At 59.1% G+C, this 18651-nt stretch carries 11 protein-coding genes; 8 read left to right on the top strand and 3 right to left on the bottom strand.

Going from position 1 to position 18651, the window contains the following annotated elements:
- Positions 1 to 5 precede the first annotated feature (5 nt).
- Positions 6 to 1430, top strand: a complete 1425-nt coding sequence (locus HWX74_RS04405) for a GntR family transcriptional regulator (protein ID WP_176012393.1) — start codon at positions 6 to 8, stop codon at positions 1428 to 1430.
- A 14-nt stretch (positions 1431 to 1444) separates the two neighbouring features.
- Here HWX74_RS04405 and HWX74_RS04400 read toward each other — a convergent pair whose 3' ends face one another.
- Positions 1445 to 2536 carry an NADH:flavin oxidoreductase gene (locus HWX74_RS04400; RefSeq protein ID WP_176012392.1) on the bottom strand — a complete coding sequence of 364 codons (1092 nt, stop codon included), beginning with the start codon at positions 2534 to 2536 and terminating at the stop codon, positions 1445 to 1447.
- Between the two features lie 257 nt (positions 2537 to 2793).
- Between HWX74_RS04400 and HWX74_RS04395 the strand changes: the two genes are divergently transcribed.
- Positions 2794 to 5049 (top strand): adenosylcobalamin-dependent ribonucleoside-diphosphate reductase, encoded by a 2256-nt coding sequence (locus HWX74_RS04395; protein ID WP_176012391.1) that lies wholly within the window; start codon positions 2794 to 2796, stop codon positions 5047 to 5049.
- Positions 5050 to 5178: 129 nt separating this feature from the next.
- Here HWX74_RS04395 and HWX74_RS04390 read toward each other — a convergent pair whose 3' ends face one another.
- On the bottom strand, positions 5179 to 6486 hold the full coding sequence (locus HWX74_RS04390) for an exo-alpha-sialidase (RefSeq protein WP_176012390.1): 1308 nt from the start codon (positions 6484 to 6486) through the stop codon (positions 5179 to 5181).
- A 334-nt stretch (positions 6487 to 6820) separates the two neighbouring features.
- Between HWX74_RS04390 and HWX74_RS04385 the strand changes: the two genes are divergently transcribed.
- Positions 6821 to 7579, top strand: coding sequence for a type II secretion system protein (locus HWX74_RS04385; protein ID WP_176012389.1), 759 nt, complete (start codon positions 6821 to 6823; stop codon positions 7577 to 7579).
- A gap of 54 nt (positions 7580 to 7633) precedes the next feature.
- Entirely contained in the window at positions 7634 to 10360 is a 2727-nt protein-coding gene (locus tag HWX74_RS04380) for a glycoside hydrolase family 3 C-terminal domain-containing protein (RefSeq protein ID WP_176012388.1), read from the top strand.
- Between the two features lie 58 nt (positions 10361 to 10418).
- Here HWX74_RS04380 and HWX74_RS04375 read toward each other — a convergent pair whose 3' ends face one another.
- Positions 10419 to 11255 carry an AraC family transcriptional regulator gene (locus HWX74_RS04375; protein ID WP_176012387.1) on the bottom strand — a complete coding sequence of 279 codons (837 nt, stop codon included), beginning with the start codon at positions 11253 to 11255 and terminating at the stop codon, positions 10419 to 10421.
- A gap of 109 nt (positions 11256 to 11364) precedes the next feature.
- Between HWX74_RS04375 and HWX74_RS04370 the strand changes: the two genes are divergently transcribed.
- The 4 genes from HWX74_RS04370 to HWX74_RS04355 all read left to right on the top strand — a co-directional run bounded on the left by HWX74_RS04370 (position 11365) and on the right by HWX74_RS04355 (position 18590).
- A complete protein-coding gene (locus tag HWX74_RS04370) occupies positions 11365 to 12312 on the top strand; it encodes a DUF4838 domain-containing protein (protein WP_176012386.1) in 948 nt (315 codons plus the stop codon).
- Between the two features lie 34 nt (positions 12313 to 12346).
- Complete coding sequence (locus HWX74_RS04365) at positions 12347 to 13111, top strand: type II secretion system protein (RefSeq protein WP_176012385.1); 765 nt, start codon at positions 12347 to 12349, stop codon at positions 13109 to 13111.
- Positions 13112 to 13237: 126 nt separating this feature from the next.
- Entirely contained in the window at positions 13238 to 15577 is a 2340-nt protein-coding gene (locus tag HWX74_RS04360; protein ID WP_176012384.1) for a DUF4838 domain-containing protein, read from the top strand.
- A gap of 223 nt (positions 15578 to 15800) precedes the next feature.
- On the top strand, positions 15801 to 18590 hold the full coding sequence (locus HWX74_RS04355) for a glycoside hydrolase family 2 TIM barrel-domain containing protein (protein ID WP_176012383.1): 2790 nt from the start codon (positions 15801 to 15803) through the stop codon (positions 18588 to 18590).
- Positions 18591 to 18651 lie beyond the last annotated feature (61 nt).

Below are 18651 nucleotides of genomic sequence, written 5' to 3'. Positions count from 1 at the left end.
GCCGTATGAACTTTTACATCGACCGGGACTCGGCCGCCCCCCTGTACCGCCAACTGGAATTGCAGTTGCGGAATTTCGTCGCCGTCAATCCGGCGGGAACCCGGTTGCCCAGCGAGCGGGAACTCGGGATGGATTTGGGCATTTCCCGGTTGACGGTCCGCAAGGTGTTTGCGCAGTTGGCCAGAGAGAAGCTGATCGTCCGCCGGGGGTATCTCGGCAGTTTCATCGCCGAAGCCGGCGGAGTGCCGGCGCCGGCCGAAACCGGGGACAGTATCCTGAACTATTTCCTGGACAGCTTTCCCGCCAAGATGAAACTGCGGCTGCTGTTCTTCGAATATCATCCGAATCAGCAGGGCTTCTGGCGGCGCACGATCGAGGAATTCAACCGGCAGAATCACGGCATCGAGGCGGAATTCCTGCTGCTGGAGCGCGGCATTCACGGGGCGGAATTGGAGGCGTTCATTCACCGCGAGTCGATCGACATTTTGCAGGACAATATGTCGACGCATCCTTACAGATTGTGTCAGCCGTTGTACGGGGATCTGCAGCATCTGCTGGCGGATGAGCGGCGTTACCAGGTCAGTTTCCTGAAGGGCGCGCCGCCGGAGGCGTCCAGTTATCTGTTTCCGGTCTATTTCAATTTTTACGCCGGATTCTACAATCGCGATATGCTGCGGCGGGCCGGGTTGCCGGAGGATTTGACCGCTGCGCTCGGCGGGCCGGATCTGTTCGCCCAGTTCCGGGAGCTGCGGCGCCGGCTCGATTGCGAATACATCGTTCACACGCCGGGCGAGCTGCTGATGGCGATGGGCATCCGTCAGCCGGATTTCTTCGCCGGCGTGGCGGATTTTTTGAAAAATCTGAGCGCGTCGGCCCAGGAGCGGCTGATCCGGCCGACCATTTTTTCTTCGCCGGCGGAGCGGCTGCGCTATTTTCTGAACCGGCGGCAGGTGTTGTACATCTCTTGGGCCAACCTGGCGCTGCATCTTTTCCCGAACCCCGGTTTTCCGGTCGGCATGAGTCCGATACTGCCGCAGCCCGGCGGCCTGCTCTACAGCGGCGGCAGTTTTCTGACGGTGACGGCCAATACGAAGGAGACCGGCGCCGCCAATATTTTTCTGCGCTATCTGTTGACGCCGGAGGTTCAGCGGCGGATTGTCCGGGAATTGTGCGCGGTGCCTTATTCCCGCGAGGCGGTCGGGGAGCTTCAACTGCTTTCGGAAGCGTTGCCGCCGGAGCGCTGGGAGGACGGCATCCTGGCCCGGATGCGCGCGTTCGAACTGCAGCCGGAGCATGATCTGATCTACAACAGCGTGGATATTTTCCGGGATGTGCTGGACGGGACGATTTCGGACGCCGACGCGATGACGCAGATGCGGCTGCGCTGGCAGGGCATGCAGCAGCACCGCAATGCCGTCGCCGCCGGCTGACCCTGCCGCGGCTTCTATGGCTTGAGCGGGCAGTAACACCCCCGGCCGGTCAGGATCGGCCGGAAGCAGCCGTTGCAGGTGATGCACTCCGCGCGCCGCCGGTCGCCGGTTTGCCAGCGGCGGATTAAATCGGGCTCCCGGATCAAAGGGCGGCTCAGGGAGAGAAAGTCGCTGCAATTTTCCGCCAGCAGCCGGGCGGCGACTTCATAGTAGCGGATGCCGCCGACCAGCAGCACCGGAATGTCCACCAGCGTTTTGAGCCGTTTGGCGACGGCTTCGTAATACACCGGCCGGGCGGCTTCGGCCGGGTTGTCGGTTCGGACCGGTGAACGTTGTTTGCCGGCCGGCGGAATGCCGCCGGAAAGTTCGACGGCGTCCAGGCCGCTCCGGGCCAGTTCGACGCACACTTGCAGACAGTCGTCGGCGGTGAAACCGCCGTCGACGAAATCTTCGGAATTGATCTTGATTGCCACCGGATAATCGCCGCCGACCTCGCGCCGTACCGCTTCATAGATTTCCCGCAGCAGCCGGGAGCGGTTCTGCAATGTTCCGCCATAGGCGTCGGAACGTCGATTGTAATAAGGCGACAGAAACTGGCTGATCAGATAGCCGTGGGCGGCATGAATCTGCACGCCGTCGAAGCCGGCCGCCCGGGCCCGGCCGGCCGCGGTCCGGAACGCGGTGACGACGGCGGCGATTGCCGTTTCATCCAGCGTCCGGCACGGCGATTGATTCGGCGCCGGACTGAACGATGACGGCCCGGCCGGCGCCGGGACGGCGGCGTAACCGCCGGCATGGGCGAGCTGGAGAAAAATGCCGGCTCCGGCGTCATGGACGGCCTTTACTGCCGTTTGCCAGGGCCCGATGCAGTCGTCGCGGTCGGCTCCTGCCTGCCGTTTGCCGGCCCGGCCGTTCGGTTCGACGAAGGCGTGGCCGGAGATGATCAGGCCGACTTCATGGTCGGCCAGCGTCTTCAGTAATGCGGTCAATTCCGGCGTATAATTGCCGTCGTCGTCGGCCATGCCTTCATGGGTGGCCGACCGGACGAAACGGTTGCGGAGCGACAGCTGCCGGATGCTGCCCGGTGAAAACGGTGAAAGATTCATAGTAATGGTTCTCCTCTGCGGTTGCCGGAAATAATAGCATGGCAACCGGCATTTTTCAAAAAAAATCCGAATCCCGGCCCCGCGCCGGCGGCGGGTGCTGAAAGTCTTTGCAATATACATGATATGCTATGGTTTGAAATTCACGAATACAACCGGTAGTGGTTATATTTCTCGATAATATCTCGTTTCAAGGGTTGCAAAAAGACGGACGGCAGTTACTTTAGGGCAGTAAAACTTCAATGACGAGAGGATTGAGAATGGCAACCTACAATATTTCCGAAGATATCTGGCAGCGCAAATACCGTTATCAGGGATCGGACACCATCCCGCCCGACGGCAGCCTGGAAGAGACGATGCAGCGGGTCGCCCGGGCCGCCGCCGCCAATGAACCGGAGTCCGAACGCTGGCGGAAGGAGTTTGCCGGAATTCTGACGACGCTGGAGTTCATTCCCGGCGGCCGGATCGTCGCCAACGCCGGCACCGCCCGCGAGGAAGTGACGATGTTCAACTGCTATGTGATGAACCGGATCGACGATTCGATCGAAGGCATTTTCGAAACGGTCAAGGAGTCGGCGCTGACCCAGAAGCAGGGCGGCGGCGTCGGTTTCGATTTTTCGACGATCCGGCCGCGCGGCAGCCAGATCAAGGGGTGCGAGGCGGAGGCTTCCGGCCCGATCAGCTTCATGCAGGTGCTGGATTCGACCTGCCGGACGATCATGAGCGCCGGCCAGCGGCGCGGCGCCCAGATGGGGATTCTGCGCTGCGATCATCCGGATATCGAAGCGTTCATCAAGGCGAAACGGGAAAACAGCCAGTTGCAGATGTTCAATCTGTCGGTGGCGGTGACCGACAAGTTCATCGCGGCGGTTAAGGCCAATGCCGACTGGGATCTGGTGTTCGACGGCGTGGCGTACAAGACGATCCGGGCGCGGGAGCTCTGGGACCGGATCATGCGCTCCACCTACGATTACGCCGAACCGGGTTTTATCCTGATCGACCGGATCAATCACTTCAACAATCTGTATTACTGCGAGAATATCTGCGCGACCAATCCGTGCGGCGAGCAGCCGCTGCCGCCTTACGGCGCCTGTCTGCTCGGGTCGGTGAATTTGACCAGATTCGTCCGGAATCCGTTCCAGCCGGAGGCGGCGTTCGACTTCGAACGGCTGGCCGAAGTGGTGCCGGTGGCGGTGCGGCTGCTGGACAACGTCATCGAGTTGAGCAACTATCCGCTGGAAGCCCAGCGCCAGGAAGCGAAGAAGAAACGCCGGATGGGCATCGGCGTCACCGGCCTGGCCGATGCGCTGATTTTCCTCGGCATCAAATACGGCACGCCGGAATCGACGGCGATGGTCGAGAAGATCATGAGCGCGATCACCCGGGCCGCTTACCGGGCCAGCGTCGAATTGGCGAAGGAAAAGGGCGCTTTCGAGCTGTTCGATGCCGGTAAATACCTGGCCGGCAATTTCGTCAAGACGCTGCCGCAGGATATTCGCGACGCCATCGGCAAATACGGCATCCGCAATTCGCATCTGACCTCGATTGCGCCGACCGGCACGATCAGTCTGCTGGCCGGCAATGTCTCCAGCGGTTTGGAGCCGGTATTCGCCTTCAAATACACCCGCCGCATCCGCAACGGCGCGGAAACCGATGTCTCCGAAGTCGAGGTGCTGGATTACGCCTACCGGAAATATTGCGAATGCCGGGGCGGCAAGACGATCGAACTGGCGGATTTGCCGGACTATTTCGTCTCGGCCGACCGGATTTCGCCGGAAGAGCATGTCGAAATCCAGGCGGCGCTGCAGAAATATGCCGACAGTTCGATTTCCAAGACGATCAACATTCCGGCCGATTATCCGTTCGACAAATTTGCCGACATCTATCTCCTGGCTTATGAGAAGGGGCTGAAGGGCTGTACGACCTTCCGGCCGTCGGAACATTTGACCGGCGTGCTGATTCGTCCGGAGGACAACCGGAAGAAGGACGCCGCCGCCGATCCCGGACTGGCCGGCAAACGGCCCGACGAATTGCCGGGGACGACATACAAAATCAAGACGCCGATGTCGCCGGACGCCTTTTACATCACGATCAACGACCAGTTCGAAAACGGTTGCCTGCGGCCGTACGAATTGTTCATCAACACCCGCAATCTGCAGCATTTCAGTTGGATCGTCGCCATTTCCCGGTTGATTTCGGCAGTGTTCCGGCATGAACCGAAACCGTTCTTCCTGGTCGAGGAATTGAAGAGCGTTTACGATCCGAACGGCGGTTATTTCAAAAACGGCAAGTACGTGCCGTCGCTCGCCGCCGAAATCGGCCTGGTCATCGAGCAGCATTTGAACAGCATCGGCTTGGCCGAAGAAAAAAAATCGAAGAAAAAAGCCGCCCCGGCCGCATTGCCGGAAGGGCAGGATAAATTGAAGATGATCTGTCCGCATTGCAACGAACGGGCGGTCATCTACCAGGAAGACTGCATGAAATGCCTGGCTTGCGGCTACAGCCGCTGCAATTGAAAGGGCATGGCGCACTCCTGCCGCCTGGCAGGTAAGAGGCCGGCAGGGAAAAACTTTTGACCGTTTGGGAAAAGGTTTTTCCTGCCGGCGCCGTCTCGGTGTTTTCGATAAAACCGTCGTTCGGGGACTTTAAACGGACAATCCGGCCAGCGCCTCTTCGGTGACTTTTTTGCCGACCAGGAAGAACTTTCGATCCGGATGCCAGAAAACGTCGCAGCCGTCCAGATAGGTCATGCTGGAATAGACGCCGCATTCCACTCTGCCCAGCGGTCCGATGCCGACGCCGTCGTTGTCCATCCAGACTTTCGACGCGCTGAACCAGATCGGCTGGTCGGCCTGCGGCCGGAATTCCCCCAGGGCGATACAGGCCGGCCGGCGGCTGTGAAGCGGATTGAGCGGTCCGCCGGAACCGATGGCGGCATTGTTGTTCTGGTGAACCAGAAAATAACGGCCGTCGTGGAGGCGGTAAAGCGGCGTACAGCACAGCGGCGCCTGGATGACGTCGCCGTGGTCGCTTCGGCGCAGCGGGCGCGGCGGACACCAGCGGCAGCCGTCGTTTGAGACCGCATACCAGATATAACCGGTCATGCTGCGCATGACGCAAAACAATCGCCCGTCCGGCAGCGGCACGATGGAGGCCTCCTGGCAGACGCTGAGTTCCGGCCTGCTCCAGTAAGGAATTTTGAGCGCTTCCCTGTCCCGGTTGAAACCGCTGATGACGATCCGGCCGGTGGGCGGATTGTCGTCGATGTTGTCGAAACGGAAAAATTCGACGACGGTTTCGGCGGAATACCAGTTCGGCTGCGCCAGGAGCGTTTGGCGGGAGACGGCCGGACTGGCATAACGGGTGACGCCGACCAGGTAACGCCCGTCCGTTCCGCGTTCCGGTTTTTGCCAGATAACCCAGTTGGGAGGAATCTTTTCGTCCGGATGGTCATAGCTTGGCGATCTCGGCATTTCCACCGTTTCCGGCGCGCTCCAGCTGGCGCCGTTGTCGTCGCTGTAAACTCCGGCCATGACGCCGGTGAGCTGGGGATGGTAATCGGTGACGCCGGTATGCTGGTTGTACAGAATGTAAATCCGGCCGCTTCGGGACACCAGCGGAAAGCCCCAGCTCGCCTGCCGTTTCGCTTCGCCCGGATTGCCGGCTCCGGCGATCCGCAGAGGCGCACTCCAGGTGCGGCCGCGGTCGGCGCTGCGGCTGAACATGATCCGGTGATCTCCGGCACCCTCGAAGGAGCTTTGGGTCCAGACCGCCATCAGGGAGTTGTCCGGCCCGTCGAAAACCAGAAAATGTTCATTGCCGGTGTCGAAAGTGGAGCCGTCGCTGCTTTTGGGGACATATACCACGTAATCGGGTTGGGTTCTCTGCAATTCCCGCTGCAGATCGACCGCTGGAGTTGCCGTTTTGCCGGGTTCCGTTATTTTTTCCGTCATGCCGCTTCCCTTTATATGGTTGGGTGATGTGTCATTTTGACGCCTGCCGATGATTTCCCGGTTATAAAATTATCGCCGAATTCGGCTGAAAACAAGCGGAAATGGATAAAAAGAGTTTTTTCCCCGGTTGCATCAACTGCCGGTGTCTGCCTGATTTTTCCGCAGTTTGCACAGAATACTCATCTTTTGCGCGTAAATCACATGGTTTTTGCCTCATGATTTCTATATAATTATCATAAGAAGTTTTGCGGATACGCACAATACGGTTCGAATCCCGGGAAAACTGGAAGTGCTGCAGCGCTTTCGAAGAAGATGCAAAAGGAAACAATGAAAAATGATGTTACCAGTCTGTCACCGTTCAGGGAAAAATTTTACCTTGATTGAACTGCTCGTGGTGATCGCGATCATCGCCATCCTGGCCAGTATGCTGCTGCCGGCGTTGGGGCGGGCCAAGGCTGCCGCCCAGTCGATCAAATGTGTCAACAATCTGAAACAGTTTGGCTTGGGGAACGCCTTTTACCAGAATGACCACGACAACTGGGTGTTGCCGGCGGAGATCGCCGGAGAGTGCGCCAAAGGCAACAATTGCCGGGTCTGGGGCGAGGAATTGATCGGCAATTACGGTTTCGGCTTCAACTCGTTTAATTGTCCGAGTGCCGAATCGAATGCCGCCGATGCGGATCAACTGCTGATCGACGGCGAATACAGTTATGGCGTCAACCGCAACAGTTTCGGCCTCAACACCTGGTATGATGGCTGGTTCCTGCCGCACAAGCTGAACGATTTCGACGCTTTTCCCGGAGCGGTTTCGAAGCTGATGTGGGCGGGGGATACGTTGCCGACATCGGTGCAGGAGAAGGTGTCCGGCAGTTGGGCGCCCTCTTATTTCATGCAGCTCGACCACGGAGTCTATCCGTATTCCGGCAACAAATTTTACCAGATTGTCGCCCGTCACGGCGGCGCGCAGAAATGCAATGCGGTCATTCTCGACGGCCATGTCGAATCGATCCATTACAAACAGGTCGATTGGGTCAGTGAATATTGGGCGCCGTATAATTACGATGGCAAGCTGTTGTGGCCAAATTGGCTGTAAAATTTTCCGGCAGGCACTGAAAAAAACGGTAAAAGGCAAGATATGAAACAGTGGATGAGAAGAATTTGTGGAGCAATGGTAATTTTGACCTTTTGCCGCGCGAGCTTTGAATTGGCGGCGGAACCCTATCCGGGAAATGAGCAATTTTCCCGCCGGGCCGCTGCCGAAGGGATGGTGCTGCTGAAAAACGAGAACCGGGCTTTGCCGTTGCAGGAAGGCGACCGCGTCGCCATTTTCGGGAGCGGGCAGGTCGATTTCGTCCGCGGCGGGCTCGGTTCCGGTGATGTCACGGTCGCTTATGCGACCAATCTGCTGCAGGCGGCTTTTGCCGCCCGGGCGGAGGGCCGTTTGCAGTTGGATACTGCTTTGGCGCAGTGGTATCTGGCCAATCCCGCCGTGGAGCTGACCGACGGGCAGCTTGCCGAAGTCCGGCAGCGGTCCGATGTCGCGCTGTTCGTCCTCAGCCGCAATTCGCATGAGGGCGACGACCGGTCGCCGGGGGAAGGCGATTATCAGTTGGCGCCGGCGGAGCGCCGGCTGTTGGAGCGGCTGGCCAAAGCCGGCTTCCGGAAGGTGATTGCGGTGCTGAATGTCGGCGGCATTGTCGACACGAACTGGATCGACGAATACCGGATCGATGCCGTGCTGTTCGCCGGTTTGCCGGGCATGGAAGGCGGTCCGGCGGTGATGGACGTCTTGCTTGGCCTGGTCAATCCGTCCGGCAAACTGACCGATAGCTGGGCGGTTTCGCTGGCGGCTTATCCGGGCGCCGACGGGTTTGCCGCGTCTGACGACCATGTCGATTATACGGAAGATATTTTCGTCGGGTACCGCTATTTTGCCACTTTCGACCCGGCCCGCCGCTTGATTCGCTACCCGTTCGGTCATGGTTTGAGCTATACTGAATTTGTCTTGGACGATTGGTCGGCCGCAGAAGAGGACGGTGCAATCGCCGTCGAAGTGACGGTTCGCAATTGCGGCGGCTTGCCGGGGCGGGAAGTTGTGCAGCTTTATTTCGCGGCGCCGTCGGGAAGGCTGGGACGCCCGGCGCTGGAATTGGCTGCGTTTGCCAAAACAAAATTATTGGCTCCCGGTGAAGCGGAAAAGATCCCGCTTCGGTTTCCGGTCGCTCAAATGGCCGCCTATGACGACCAGGGACACAGCGGTCATCGCCATTGCCGGCTGCTCGAAGCTGGCGATTACCGGATTTATCTGGGCAGTTCGTCATGGGATGCGGCGGCGCGGCAAATCTATTGTCATCGCCGGGAGTCGCTGGCGGTGACGGAACAATTGACCGGCTATCTGGCGCCGAAGGAATTGCCCGAACGGCTGTTGGCTGACGGCACGATGGAACAATTGCCGGTTCAACCGCCGCCGCCGCCGCCCTGCCTGCCGGTCCGGCCGGATGATTGTACCCGGGTGGAGGCGGAGGACTATGCGGCATTGACTGGCGGCAGTTGGCTGGAATATTTCTACCGGCCGTCCGGTGAAAGCGGCTGCTGCGTGGCCGGCTGGCCCGATGCCGGCCGGAAGATGATTTATCGGCTTGAGGTGGCAGAGGGCGGCCGTTACCTGTTGCGGTTGCGCGGCGCCAACGGTAACGCCGAACCGATTGCCGATGCGCTGGAAATTGCCGTCAATGGCCGGCTTCAGAATGTCACGGTGGCCAGCCCGGCGACGCCGGGGCAGTGGCATGAGTTCATCGATCTCGAACCGGTGGAAATTGAACTGCCGGCCGGCCGGGTCGAATTGCAGCTGACGACGAAAGGATATTGTCCCAACCTTGACTATTTTCTTATCGCGCCGACGGCTTACCGGGAGAAATTATTAGCCTGCGCCGGATGGCCGGTCGCGGCAAGCGGCGTCAGGCGTCAGGCGCAGGAGCGCGGCGGCCGGCCGGTCATGTTCGCAGAATTGCGGCAGAAGCCGGAATTGCTGGATGAATTTGTCGCGCAGTTGTCCGATGAGGATTTGATCTGGCTGGTGGGCGGCCATGAGCCGAATGTCTGGGGCGGCACCGGCACGATCGGCGGCCTGGAAGCCTTCGGGGTGCCGGCGCTGGAAACATTCGACGGGCCGGCCGGTGTCCGGCTGGGTCGCGGCCTGACGACGACCCAGTGGCCGAATTCGACGCTGCTGGCCAGTTCATGGGATGTCGCGTTGGTTGAAGCGGTCGGGGCGGCGGTGGCGAAAGAGGCGAAATACAACGGCGTCGATCTGTGGCTGGCGCCGGGGATGAACATTCACCGTTTTCCGCTGTGCGGCCGGAATTTCGAATACTACTCCGAAGATCCTTTGCTGACCGGTAAAATCGCCGCGGCGATGGTGCGCGGTGTCCAGCGTCACGGCATCGGTGTGACCTTGAAGCATTTGGCCGCCAACAACCGGGAGAAAAACCGGCTGCGGGCCGACAGCCGGCTGTCCGGACGGGCGGCTCGGGAAATTTATCTGCGGGGGTTCGAGATTGCCGTCAAAGAGGCGGAACCGTGGTGCATCATGTCGTCTTATAATTTGCTCAACGGAGTGGAAACGGCGGAAAATGATGAGCTGCTGACCGGTATTTTACGCGGTGAGTGGGATTTTACCGGAGTCGTGATGACGGACTGGGGCAACAATTCCCGGCATGACCGGGAAATCAAGGCCGGAAACGATATCAAGATGCCGGCCGGCGTGCCGGACTGTCTCCGTGCGGCGCTCGCCGAAGGGAGGCTGGCGAGGCCGGAGCTGGAGCGCAGCGCCAAACGGATTTTGACATTGATCCTGAAAACCGGCAAAGAATAAACCCGCCGCGATTTGGCCGGGCGCTCACGGCGCGCTTCGGCGCAAGACGGCGTGCATCTCAGGAATTGCCGTGCCGTTTGCGCAGTGAGGACGGCGAAATGTGGTAGCGGCTCTTGAACAAATTGGAGAAATAATAGGGATCGGCGAAACCCAGTTCGGCGGCGATCTCCTTCAGGGATTTGTTGTCGCGTTCAATCATCAGTTTGGCCAGTTCGAGTTTGCGGTCCAGAAAATAGTGGTAGGGCGAGACGCCGTAGGCCTGGCTGAAAATCCGCCGGCATTGGGATTGCGAGCGGCCGATCAGCCTGGCGAGTTCCTGCAGCGATAAACTGCCGCTCAGCCGTTGATCGAGGTAAAGCTTCATCTCTTCGGCTTCCGGCTGCCGGGGGGCGTCGGTGGTGGCGGCGCAGCGGGCCAGGTGATAGATCAGGCGATGGGCGACCAGTGTGGCGGTTTCGTGAGGCTGGTCGAGGTTCCGGCGCATGGTTTCCAGCGACTCCTCGAACAGCTTTTCGAGCCGGCAGCCGGGCAGGTAATTGACTTTGTCCAGATGGTAGCTGCGGAGCAGCTCCTCGACCAGGCTGCCGCGCAGGTTGAACCAGATTTTCACCCAGGGATTCCGCGGGTCGGTGCGGTAGTAATGGTCGCTGCCGAGGTGAGCGATATATACATCACCGGCTTTGGGATGGTACTCCATTTTGCCGATTTGAAACAGGCCGGAACCACTGACGATGGCTTCGATGATGCATTCGCAGGAGTTGGTCCGGCGAATGTGGTAATCGGGAAAACAGCGGGTTATCCCGCAAAGCGGCATATAGAGTCGGGAATCGCCTTCATTTTCCAACGCGACGACACATTCTTCGTTAAATAATTCAAATTTGCGCAGAATACTCATCTTTTGCTCATTCTCTATATGGTTTTGAACCGCGATTTCTGGTATAATAATAAATAATGGTTCATGACTCGAAAAGCAAATACGAAATAACAATCATTCAGAGGTTTGCATGCGAAAAGGTGTGGTAATTACCCCGTCCGATCTGATCGGGGTGGACTGGGTGGCCAAAATGAAGTCGCTGGGATTGAATACGCTGGGCATTCATTCCGGCGGCGGCGCCGCCCATGATGTGCTGGGCGTGCTCGGCAAAACGATCGAGCCGGAATTCCGGGAGCGGCTCCGGGCTGCCGGCATCGATTATGAATATGAGTTGCACGTGTCGCAGGAATTGATGCCGCGCAATCTTTTCACGAGCCATCCGGAGTATTTCATCCAGCCGTTCCGGGCGAAGGAGCGGTCGGCGAACGGCAACTGGTGTTCCGCCCGGGCGGAAGCGCTCGGCGTGGTCGGCAACTGCGCCCGGTCGCTGGGAGAAAAGCTGGCGCCGTCGACCCACCGGCATTTCTTCTGGGGCGAGGACTCCGCCGTCAGCAGTTGGTGCCATTGCGATGAATGCGCCGCGCTGTCCGACGCCGAACAGTACCTGCTCAGCGTCAACGCGATGGCCGGGCAACTGCGCCAGTTCGATCCGGAAGCGCAGGTGGCGTTCCTGGCCTATTGTTCGACGATGGAGCGGCCGCGGCGGGTCCAGCCGGCCGGCAACGTGTTTCTCGAATATGCGCCGTTCAACCGCTGTTACCGTCACGCCATCGACGATGCGGATTGTTGCGTGAACCGCCGCCATTGGCAGGCGCTGCTGGATTTGCTGGAGGTGTTTGATCCGGCCACCACCCACATCCTGGAATACTGGCTGGACAGTTCACTGTTCAGCAACTGGCGCAAGCCGGCGAAGAAGCCGGAGACGACGCCGGAGATCATCCGCCGCGATTTGCGCGCCTACCGCCAGCTCGGCATCGACAGTTTCACCACGTTTGCGGTCTATATGGACGGTGAGTATTTCGATACCTACGGCGATCGTGAACTGCTGGACTATTGCGAATCGTTGAATCAGTTTTAATACAATGGGAAATCTCTAACAACCGGAGGATAAAATGAAAAGAAACATCGAGAAATGTCGTTGGTCGTCAAGGAATTTCACCTTGATCGAACTGCTCGTCGTGATCGCGATCATCGCCATTCTGGCCAGCATGTTGCTGCCGGCCCTGGGCAAGGCCAAAGCGGCGGCGCAGGCGATCAAATGCGTCAGCAATCTGAAACAGCTCGGGCTGGGGCACGCGTTCTATCAGAATGACAATGACGACTGGTGCATGCCGGCCGAATTTACGGGAATTAATCCCTGGGGTGGGGAAGGTACCCGGGTCTGGGGTTGGGAACTGATTGACAATTACGGATTCGCCGCTGAATTGTATGAATGCCCTTCTTCGGAAAAGGGTATTGTGAGCCAGGATGACCTGTTGAAGAACATGGCCAACTATAGTTATGGCCTTAATATGAACAGCTTCGGCGTTACTTCTTGGACAAATGTTTATTATACCCCGCATAAATTATCGGATTTCGACCGCTTCGGCAACACTACCAATTTGGTTTGGTCTGCTGATGCAACGCCGACTGAAATTGTTCAGAATGCGACCGGGACGTGGGCGCCTTCTTATTTCCTGAGTTTCGATAGAGGGTGTTATCCGTTGCGTGAATTGAGCTTCTATCAACCGAATGCTCGTCACAACAATAAAGTCAATGCGGCAATCCTTGACGGGCATGTTGAATCAATTCCGGCTGTGCAACTTGATTCGGTCACCAAATATTGGGCTCCGTACAACACCGGTGACGGCACGCTGTTGTGGCCGAGCTGGCTGTAAAAACTGTAACCTTTGATTCATTGATATAGATATATGGAAACGCCGGCAATGCCGGCGCTTTCTGAATCTTGGAATAGCCGGGCCGTCCTGCAGCGGGGCCGGTTGGAAAGGAATTCGATTGACGGTATGGGAACGGTACGAACGAACTGGATGCGCCGGCTGCTGCCGGTGGTGGGATTGGCGGTGGCGATGAGTGCGAGCGGACTGGATTTGACGGTTGACGGTCGCAGCGATTACCGGATTGTCGTCGATGAAACGGCGATTCTGGCGGAGAAGACGGCGGCGCGGGAGTTGCAGAAATATATCGAACTGCTGTCCGGCGTGACTTTGCCGGTCGTCGGCGAAGCGCAGCCGGATGGGCGCAATATCCTGGTCGGCCGTTCGCCGGAGGCGTTGCGGCGGTTGGAGGGCCGGCCGGAAATAGCCGGATATCTGGACAAGGACGACGCGGTTATTCTCAAAACGTTCGGCGATACGCTGGTCGTCAGCGGCGCCCGGCCGCGCGGCACGCTGTACGCGGTTTACACGCTGCTGGAGGATTACTGGGGCGTCCGCTGGTGGAGCCCGACCGAGGAGCTGGTGCCGGAACGGCGGGAATTGGCGGTGCCGGATGAGCTGTCGTTCTGCTACGCGCCGCAGTTTTTCAGCCGGGAAGCGCACTATTATCAGGTCAACTACCACCCGGATTTCGTGCCGTTTGCCGTGAAATTGAAGAGTAACGGTCATTTTCAGGAAATTCCGGAGGAGTGGGGCGGCCATGTGGCGCTGAATCCGGGGTTCGTTCATACCATTCTGGCGCTGCTGCCGCCGGATCGCTATTTTGAGGCCCATCCGGAGTGGTATGCGTTGGATGAAGCCGGCAAGCGCACCGCCGAGCAGCCCTGTTGGAGCGAACCGGCGATGCAGCAGGAGTTGATCCGGCAGACCCGGGATTACCTGCGCGAACATCCCGGCGTTAAAATTCTATCCATCAGCCAGATGGACGGCTGGGTGCGCTGCCGCTGCGAACGCTGTGCCGCCGTCGAGGAGGAGACCGGTTCGCCGGCCGGCCCGATCCTTCAGGCGGTCAACGCCGTCGCCGCGGCGATCGAATCGGAATTTCCCGACGTGGTCATCGAAACACTGGCGTACGTCTACTCCCAGAAGCCGCCGGTGAATGCGGACGTTCACCGGAATGTGCTGATCCGGCTCTGTCCTTATCTGTGTGATTTTTCCCGGCCTTACGCCTCGGAAGCCAATGCGGCGTTCCGCGACGATCTGCTCAACTGGCGGAAGCTGGCCGACCGGCTGGGAATCTGGGATTACAACTCCAATTTCAGCAATTATCTGATTCCGCATCCGAACATCCGGACGCTCGGCGCCAATCTCCGGCTCTTTGCCGACAATAACGTTGAATTCGTTTTCGCCCAGGGCGATATCGGCACCTCGAATTGCGGCGAATTCATCCAGATGCGCGCCTGGGTGGTCGCCCATCTGCTGTGGAATCCCTATCTCGATCAGCGCGAACTCGAAAAAGAGTTCCTGCATGGCTACTATTCGCCGGAAGCCGGCGACAAGCTGCTGGAGGTCATCGACCTGATGGCGGCGGAATTCGAACGGAGCGGCAAACCGCTCGGCTGCTACCGGGCCGATGCCAACGACTGGCTGTCGATGGAAACGCTGCAGCAGGCGCTCCGGCGGTTCGACGAAGCAGCGGCGGCGCTGGAGGCGCTGCCGGAGGAACAGCGACCGGTTTGCCGCGAACGGCTGCGCCGGGCCCGGCTGCCTTATGACATTGCGCTGCTTTACCGGCCGGAATCCTCGGCCTGGAATCCGGCTTTGACGCCGGAAGAACGGGAGCGGTTGTGGAAATTGTGGGAAGAAGTCAAAGCGACGTTGCAGCGGAATAACGTGGTCGACTTCAATGAAATTACCCGGATTGCGGCGTTTTATGAACTGATGCCGAAACTGCTGGGCGGTCCGGCGCGGCTGAAGCGGTCCGGCGAAGTGCCGGAATTCTGCCGCGGCTTGGATGACGCGGCCTGGTACGAGTTTTCGGCCGATGATTTGACCTTGTTGCAGCCGGGCGTCAAGAATATCCGTGAAGCGGATTCACTGTCGCCGTACGGCGTCGCGGTGCGGATGCCGAACAATCATATTTCCTGGGCGTTTCTGCTGGATTTGCCGGGAATGCTGGCGAACTGGTTCCCGGCGGTCGAAAATCGCTGGGAGGTCTGGGCGAGCATTCGCGGCGAGGGGAACGATCCGGAAAGCGATGCCATGCTGATCGGAGTTTATGACGGCAGCAACGACAAGGACCATCAGCAGCAGTTCAAATTGAAGGATATTTCCGGCAATTACCACTGGATCAAACTGGCGACCTTGCCGATGGGGACGGGCGTCCGGCTCTATATGGCGCCGACGATTTCCGACGGGGTCGACAACGTTTTCATCGACCGGGTGATCCTGAAGCATGCCGCCGAGTGATCCTTTCGGCCGGCCAGCCGCCGGGAATCGCCTGGAAAGCGAGACGGTTCGAGCAGCGAACCGTCATTTCCCTTGACGCGCCGGTTGTATGCCGGGACCGCTCCGGAAAATATCTGCCTTTCGAGAGTTGCAGGACGTTGAATCATACGCTAAATTAATTTCCTTGGGGTCCGACCGTGTGTGCCGCGTCCTGTGACGGATTTTCAAGCAATGGAAGGTCGATATGATGAAGCGCCTTAAAAGATTGGTGATGCTGGGAGCCGTGCTTGGCGCGTTTTCCGGCGGAAGGGCGGGGGAACCGGGCGTCGTTGCTTCGGTCGTCGCCGGTTGGCCGGAAGCGGGGCGGCTGCAAGTGCCGTTTAACGACCATTGGAAATTTCAGCTTGCCGCCGATCCTTGTTTCGAAGATGCGGTGCGGGAAGAGAGGCCGGCGAAGGTTGATTATGATGATTCCGGCTGGCGGGAGGTCGTATTGCCGCATGACTGGAGCATCGAATTGGATTTTTCCCATGACGTCACCGGTGAGATCGGCCATTTGAAGGGCGGCGTCGGCTGGTACCGGAAGCGTTTCATCTTGCCGGAAGCGCTGCGGGACAAACGGATTCTACTCGATTTCGGCGGGGGTTATATGGACAGTGCCGTCTATGTCAACGGCCGGCTGGTCGGGACGCGGCCCGGCGGTTATATTCCGTTCTGCTACGATATTACCGATGAAGTGAATTGCGACGGCGCCACGGAAAATGTGGTCGCCGTGCGGGCGGTCAACCGGACCGAACCCGGTGACAGCGACCGTTGCAGCAGCCGGTGGTATTCCGGCAGCGGCATTTACCGTGGCGTCACGCTTGCGGCGGTCGAGCCGGGTCAGGTGGCGCGCTACGGCGGTACGGGTGTAACGCCGGACCTGGAGGAGGAATACCGGCGCGGGATGCCTGTCTCCGTCGAAGTCGGAACCCGGATTGAAAACCGGCAGGCGTCGGACCGGAGTGTCACTTTGCGCACGACCATTCTGAAAGAGTGCGATGGCTCGGTGTTCGTTGCGCCGGTCAGTTCCGGACCGTTCGCGGTCGAGGCCGGTGCCGCGATGGAAGTCCGGCAGGCGTTAGCGGCGCCACGTCCCGAACTCTGGAGCGTGGCGGCCGACCGGCCGGCTTTATACATCCTGCGTTCTGAATTGTTCGATGGCGATCGAGTTGTGGATGCCTGTGACAGCCGTTTCGGTTTCCGGTGGTTCAAATTCGACCCGGATGACGGCTTTTCGCTGAACGGGAAGTGGCTGAAATTGCATGGCGTTTGTCTGCATCACGACCAGGGGGCGCTGGGGGCGGTGTCCAATTACCGGGCGGTCGAACGCCAATTGCAGATTATGAAGCAGATGGGCGTCAACGCGATTCGTTCCACGCACAATCCGGCTTCGGAGGAACTGCACGAGGCGTGCGACCGGCTCGGTCTGCTGATGGTCGAAGAGGGATTTGACTGCTGGGGGGTGGAACGGGGGAAAAAAGCCTACGATTACGGTCGTTTTTTCAGCCGGCCGGTTCCCGATTGTCGCGCCCGTGTGCCGGCTGCCCGCGCCGGGGAAACCTGGGCCGAATACGACTTGGCGGCGATGGTGGCGCGGGGAAAAAATTTCCCCTCGATCATCATGTGGTCGATCGGCAATGAAATCAACAACGACATCAGTACGGCTACGGCCGGGGGAACCGAAACGGCGCGATTGCTTGTTGCTGTCGCCCGGGCGGCGGACCCCACGCGGCCGGTTACGCTGGCGGAGGATAAATTGCGCGGCGACGGGGCCGACCGGACCGACAATCTGGGCGGCGCTCTTCTGGAAACTCTTCAGCAGCTCGATGTCGTCGGGTTGAATTACTCGGAGAATCGTTACGATGCGCTTCACGCCGCTTATCCGGCAATGTGCCTGTACGGTTCGGAAACCTCGTCGGCTGTCAAGAGCAGGGGATTTTACTCGGATCCGCAAAAGAGCGATAACGCCTCCGGCATTGATCCTTACCAGCTTTCATCTTACGACAATTCGGCCGTCGAATGGGGGCGGACTGCCGGCGAATCCTGGATTTACGATCGGGATCGCAAATTCGTCGCCGGCCAGTTCGTCTGGACCGGTTTCGACTATCTCGGAGAACCGACGCCATGGAATCAGTCGTTCGAATCGCTGCCGAAGAATTCTTATTTCGGCATTGTCGACACGGCGGGTTTTCCCAAGGATGATTATTACTTGTACCAGAGTCAATGGACCAGTGCCGGAAAGAATCCGATGGTGCATATTCTGCCGCATTGGAACTGGGAGGATGAAAAACTGCGGGCCAAACTGCTGGTGGACGGAAAAATACCGGTGCGCGTTTATTCCAACGCCGCCGCAGTGGAATTATTTTTCCAACCGGCCGGCAATGCCGCCGCAGGCTTGGGGGAATCGCTGGGCAGGAAGCATTTCGCAGAAATTATGCCGTACCGGAACGAAAGGGGGGAAAATGTCGTCTATCAGGTGAACGGCGAAGAGCCCGATAAATTGTATTTGGAGTGGCTGCTGCCGTATCGGCCGGGCCGTTTGACCGCCGTGGCTTTCGATGCGGCCGGTCAGGAAATTGCCCGCGATGCCGTGGCGACGGCCGGCGAAGCCCGACGGATCGGTTTGACGATTGATCGGGCCGAAATCGACAGCGATGGCCGTGATCTGGCTTATGTTACCGTTGAAATTCTCGATGCCGGGGGGAATCCGGTGCCGACGGCCGATAATCCGGTCGTTTTTTCGGTCGCCGGAGCCGCGAAAATCGTCGGCGTGGATAATGGCAATGCCGCCAGTTGGGAACGTTATCAGGCCGACGGCGGAATCTGGCGGCGTCGGGCTTTCAACGGCAAAGCGCTGGTCATCCTCCAGTCCACCGGAGAGGTCGGGCGTTTCACGTTGACGGCGGTTTCGCCGGGGCTTGACGACGCCGGAATTGCCGGCCGTGCGGTGCCGCTTGGGGCGCCTGGTCCGTTGCCGGCGGTTTTGCCGTGAACGCTGCCGTTTGTTGAACGAAATCCGCGGGGCGGCGGCGCAGAGAAGAGCCGGCCGGATG

The organism is Victivallis sp. Marseille-Q1083 (genome assembly GCF_903645315.1).
GTDB lineage: Bacteria > Verrucomicrobiota > Lentisphaeria > Victivallales > Victivallaceae > UMGS1518.
The sequence above is the reverse complement of the archived record's forward strand: the minus strand, read 5'-3'. Positions and strand labels throughout refer to the sequence as shown.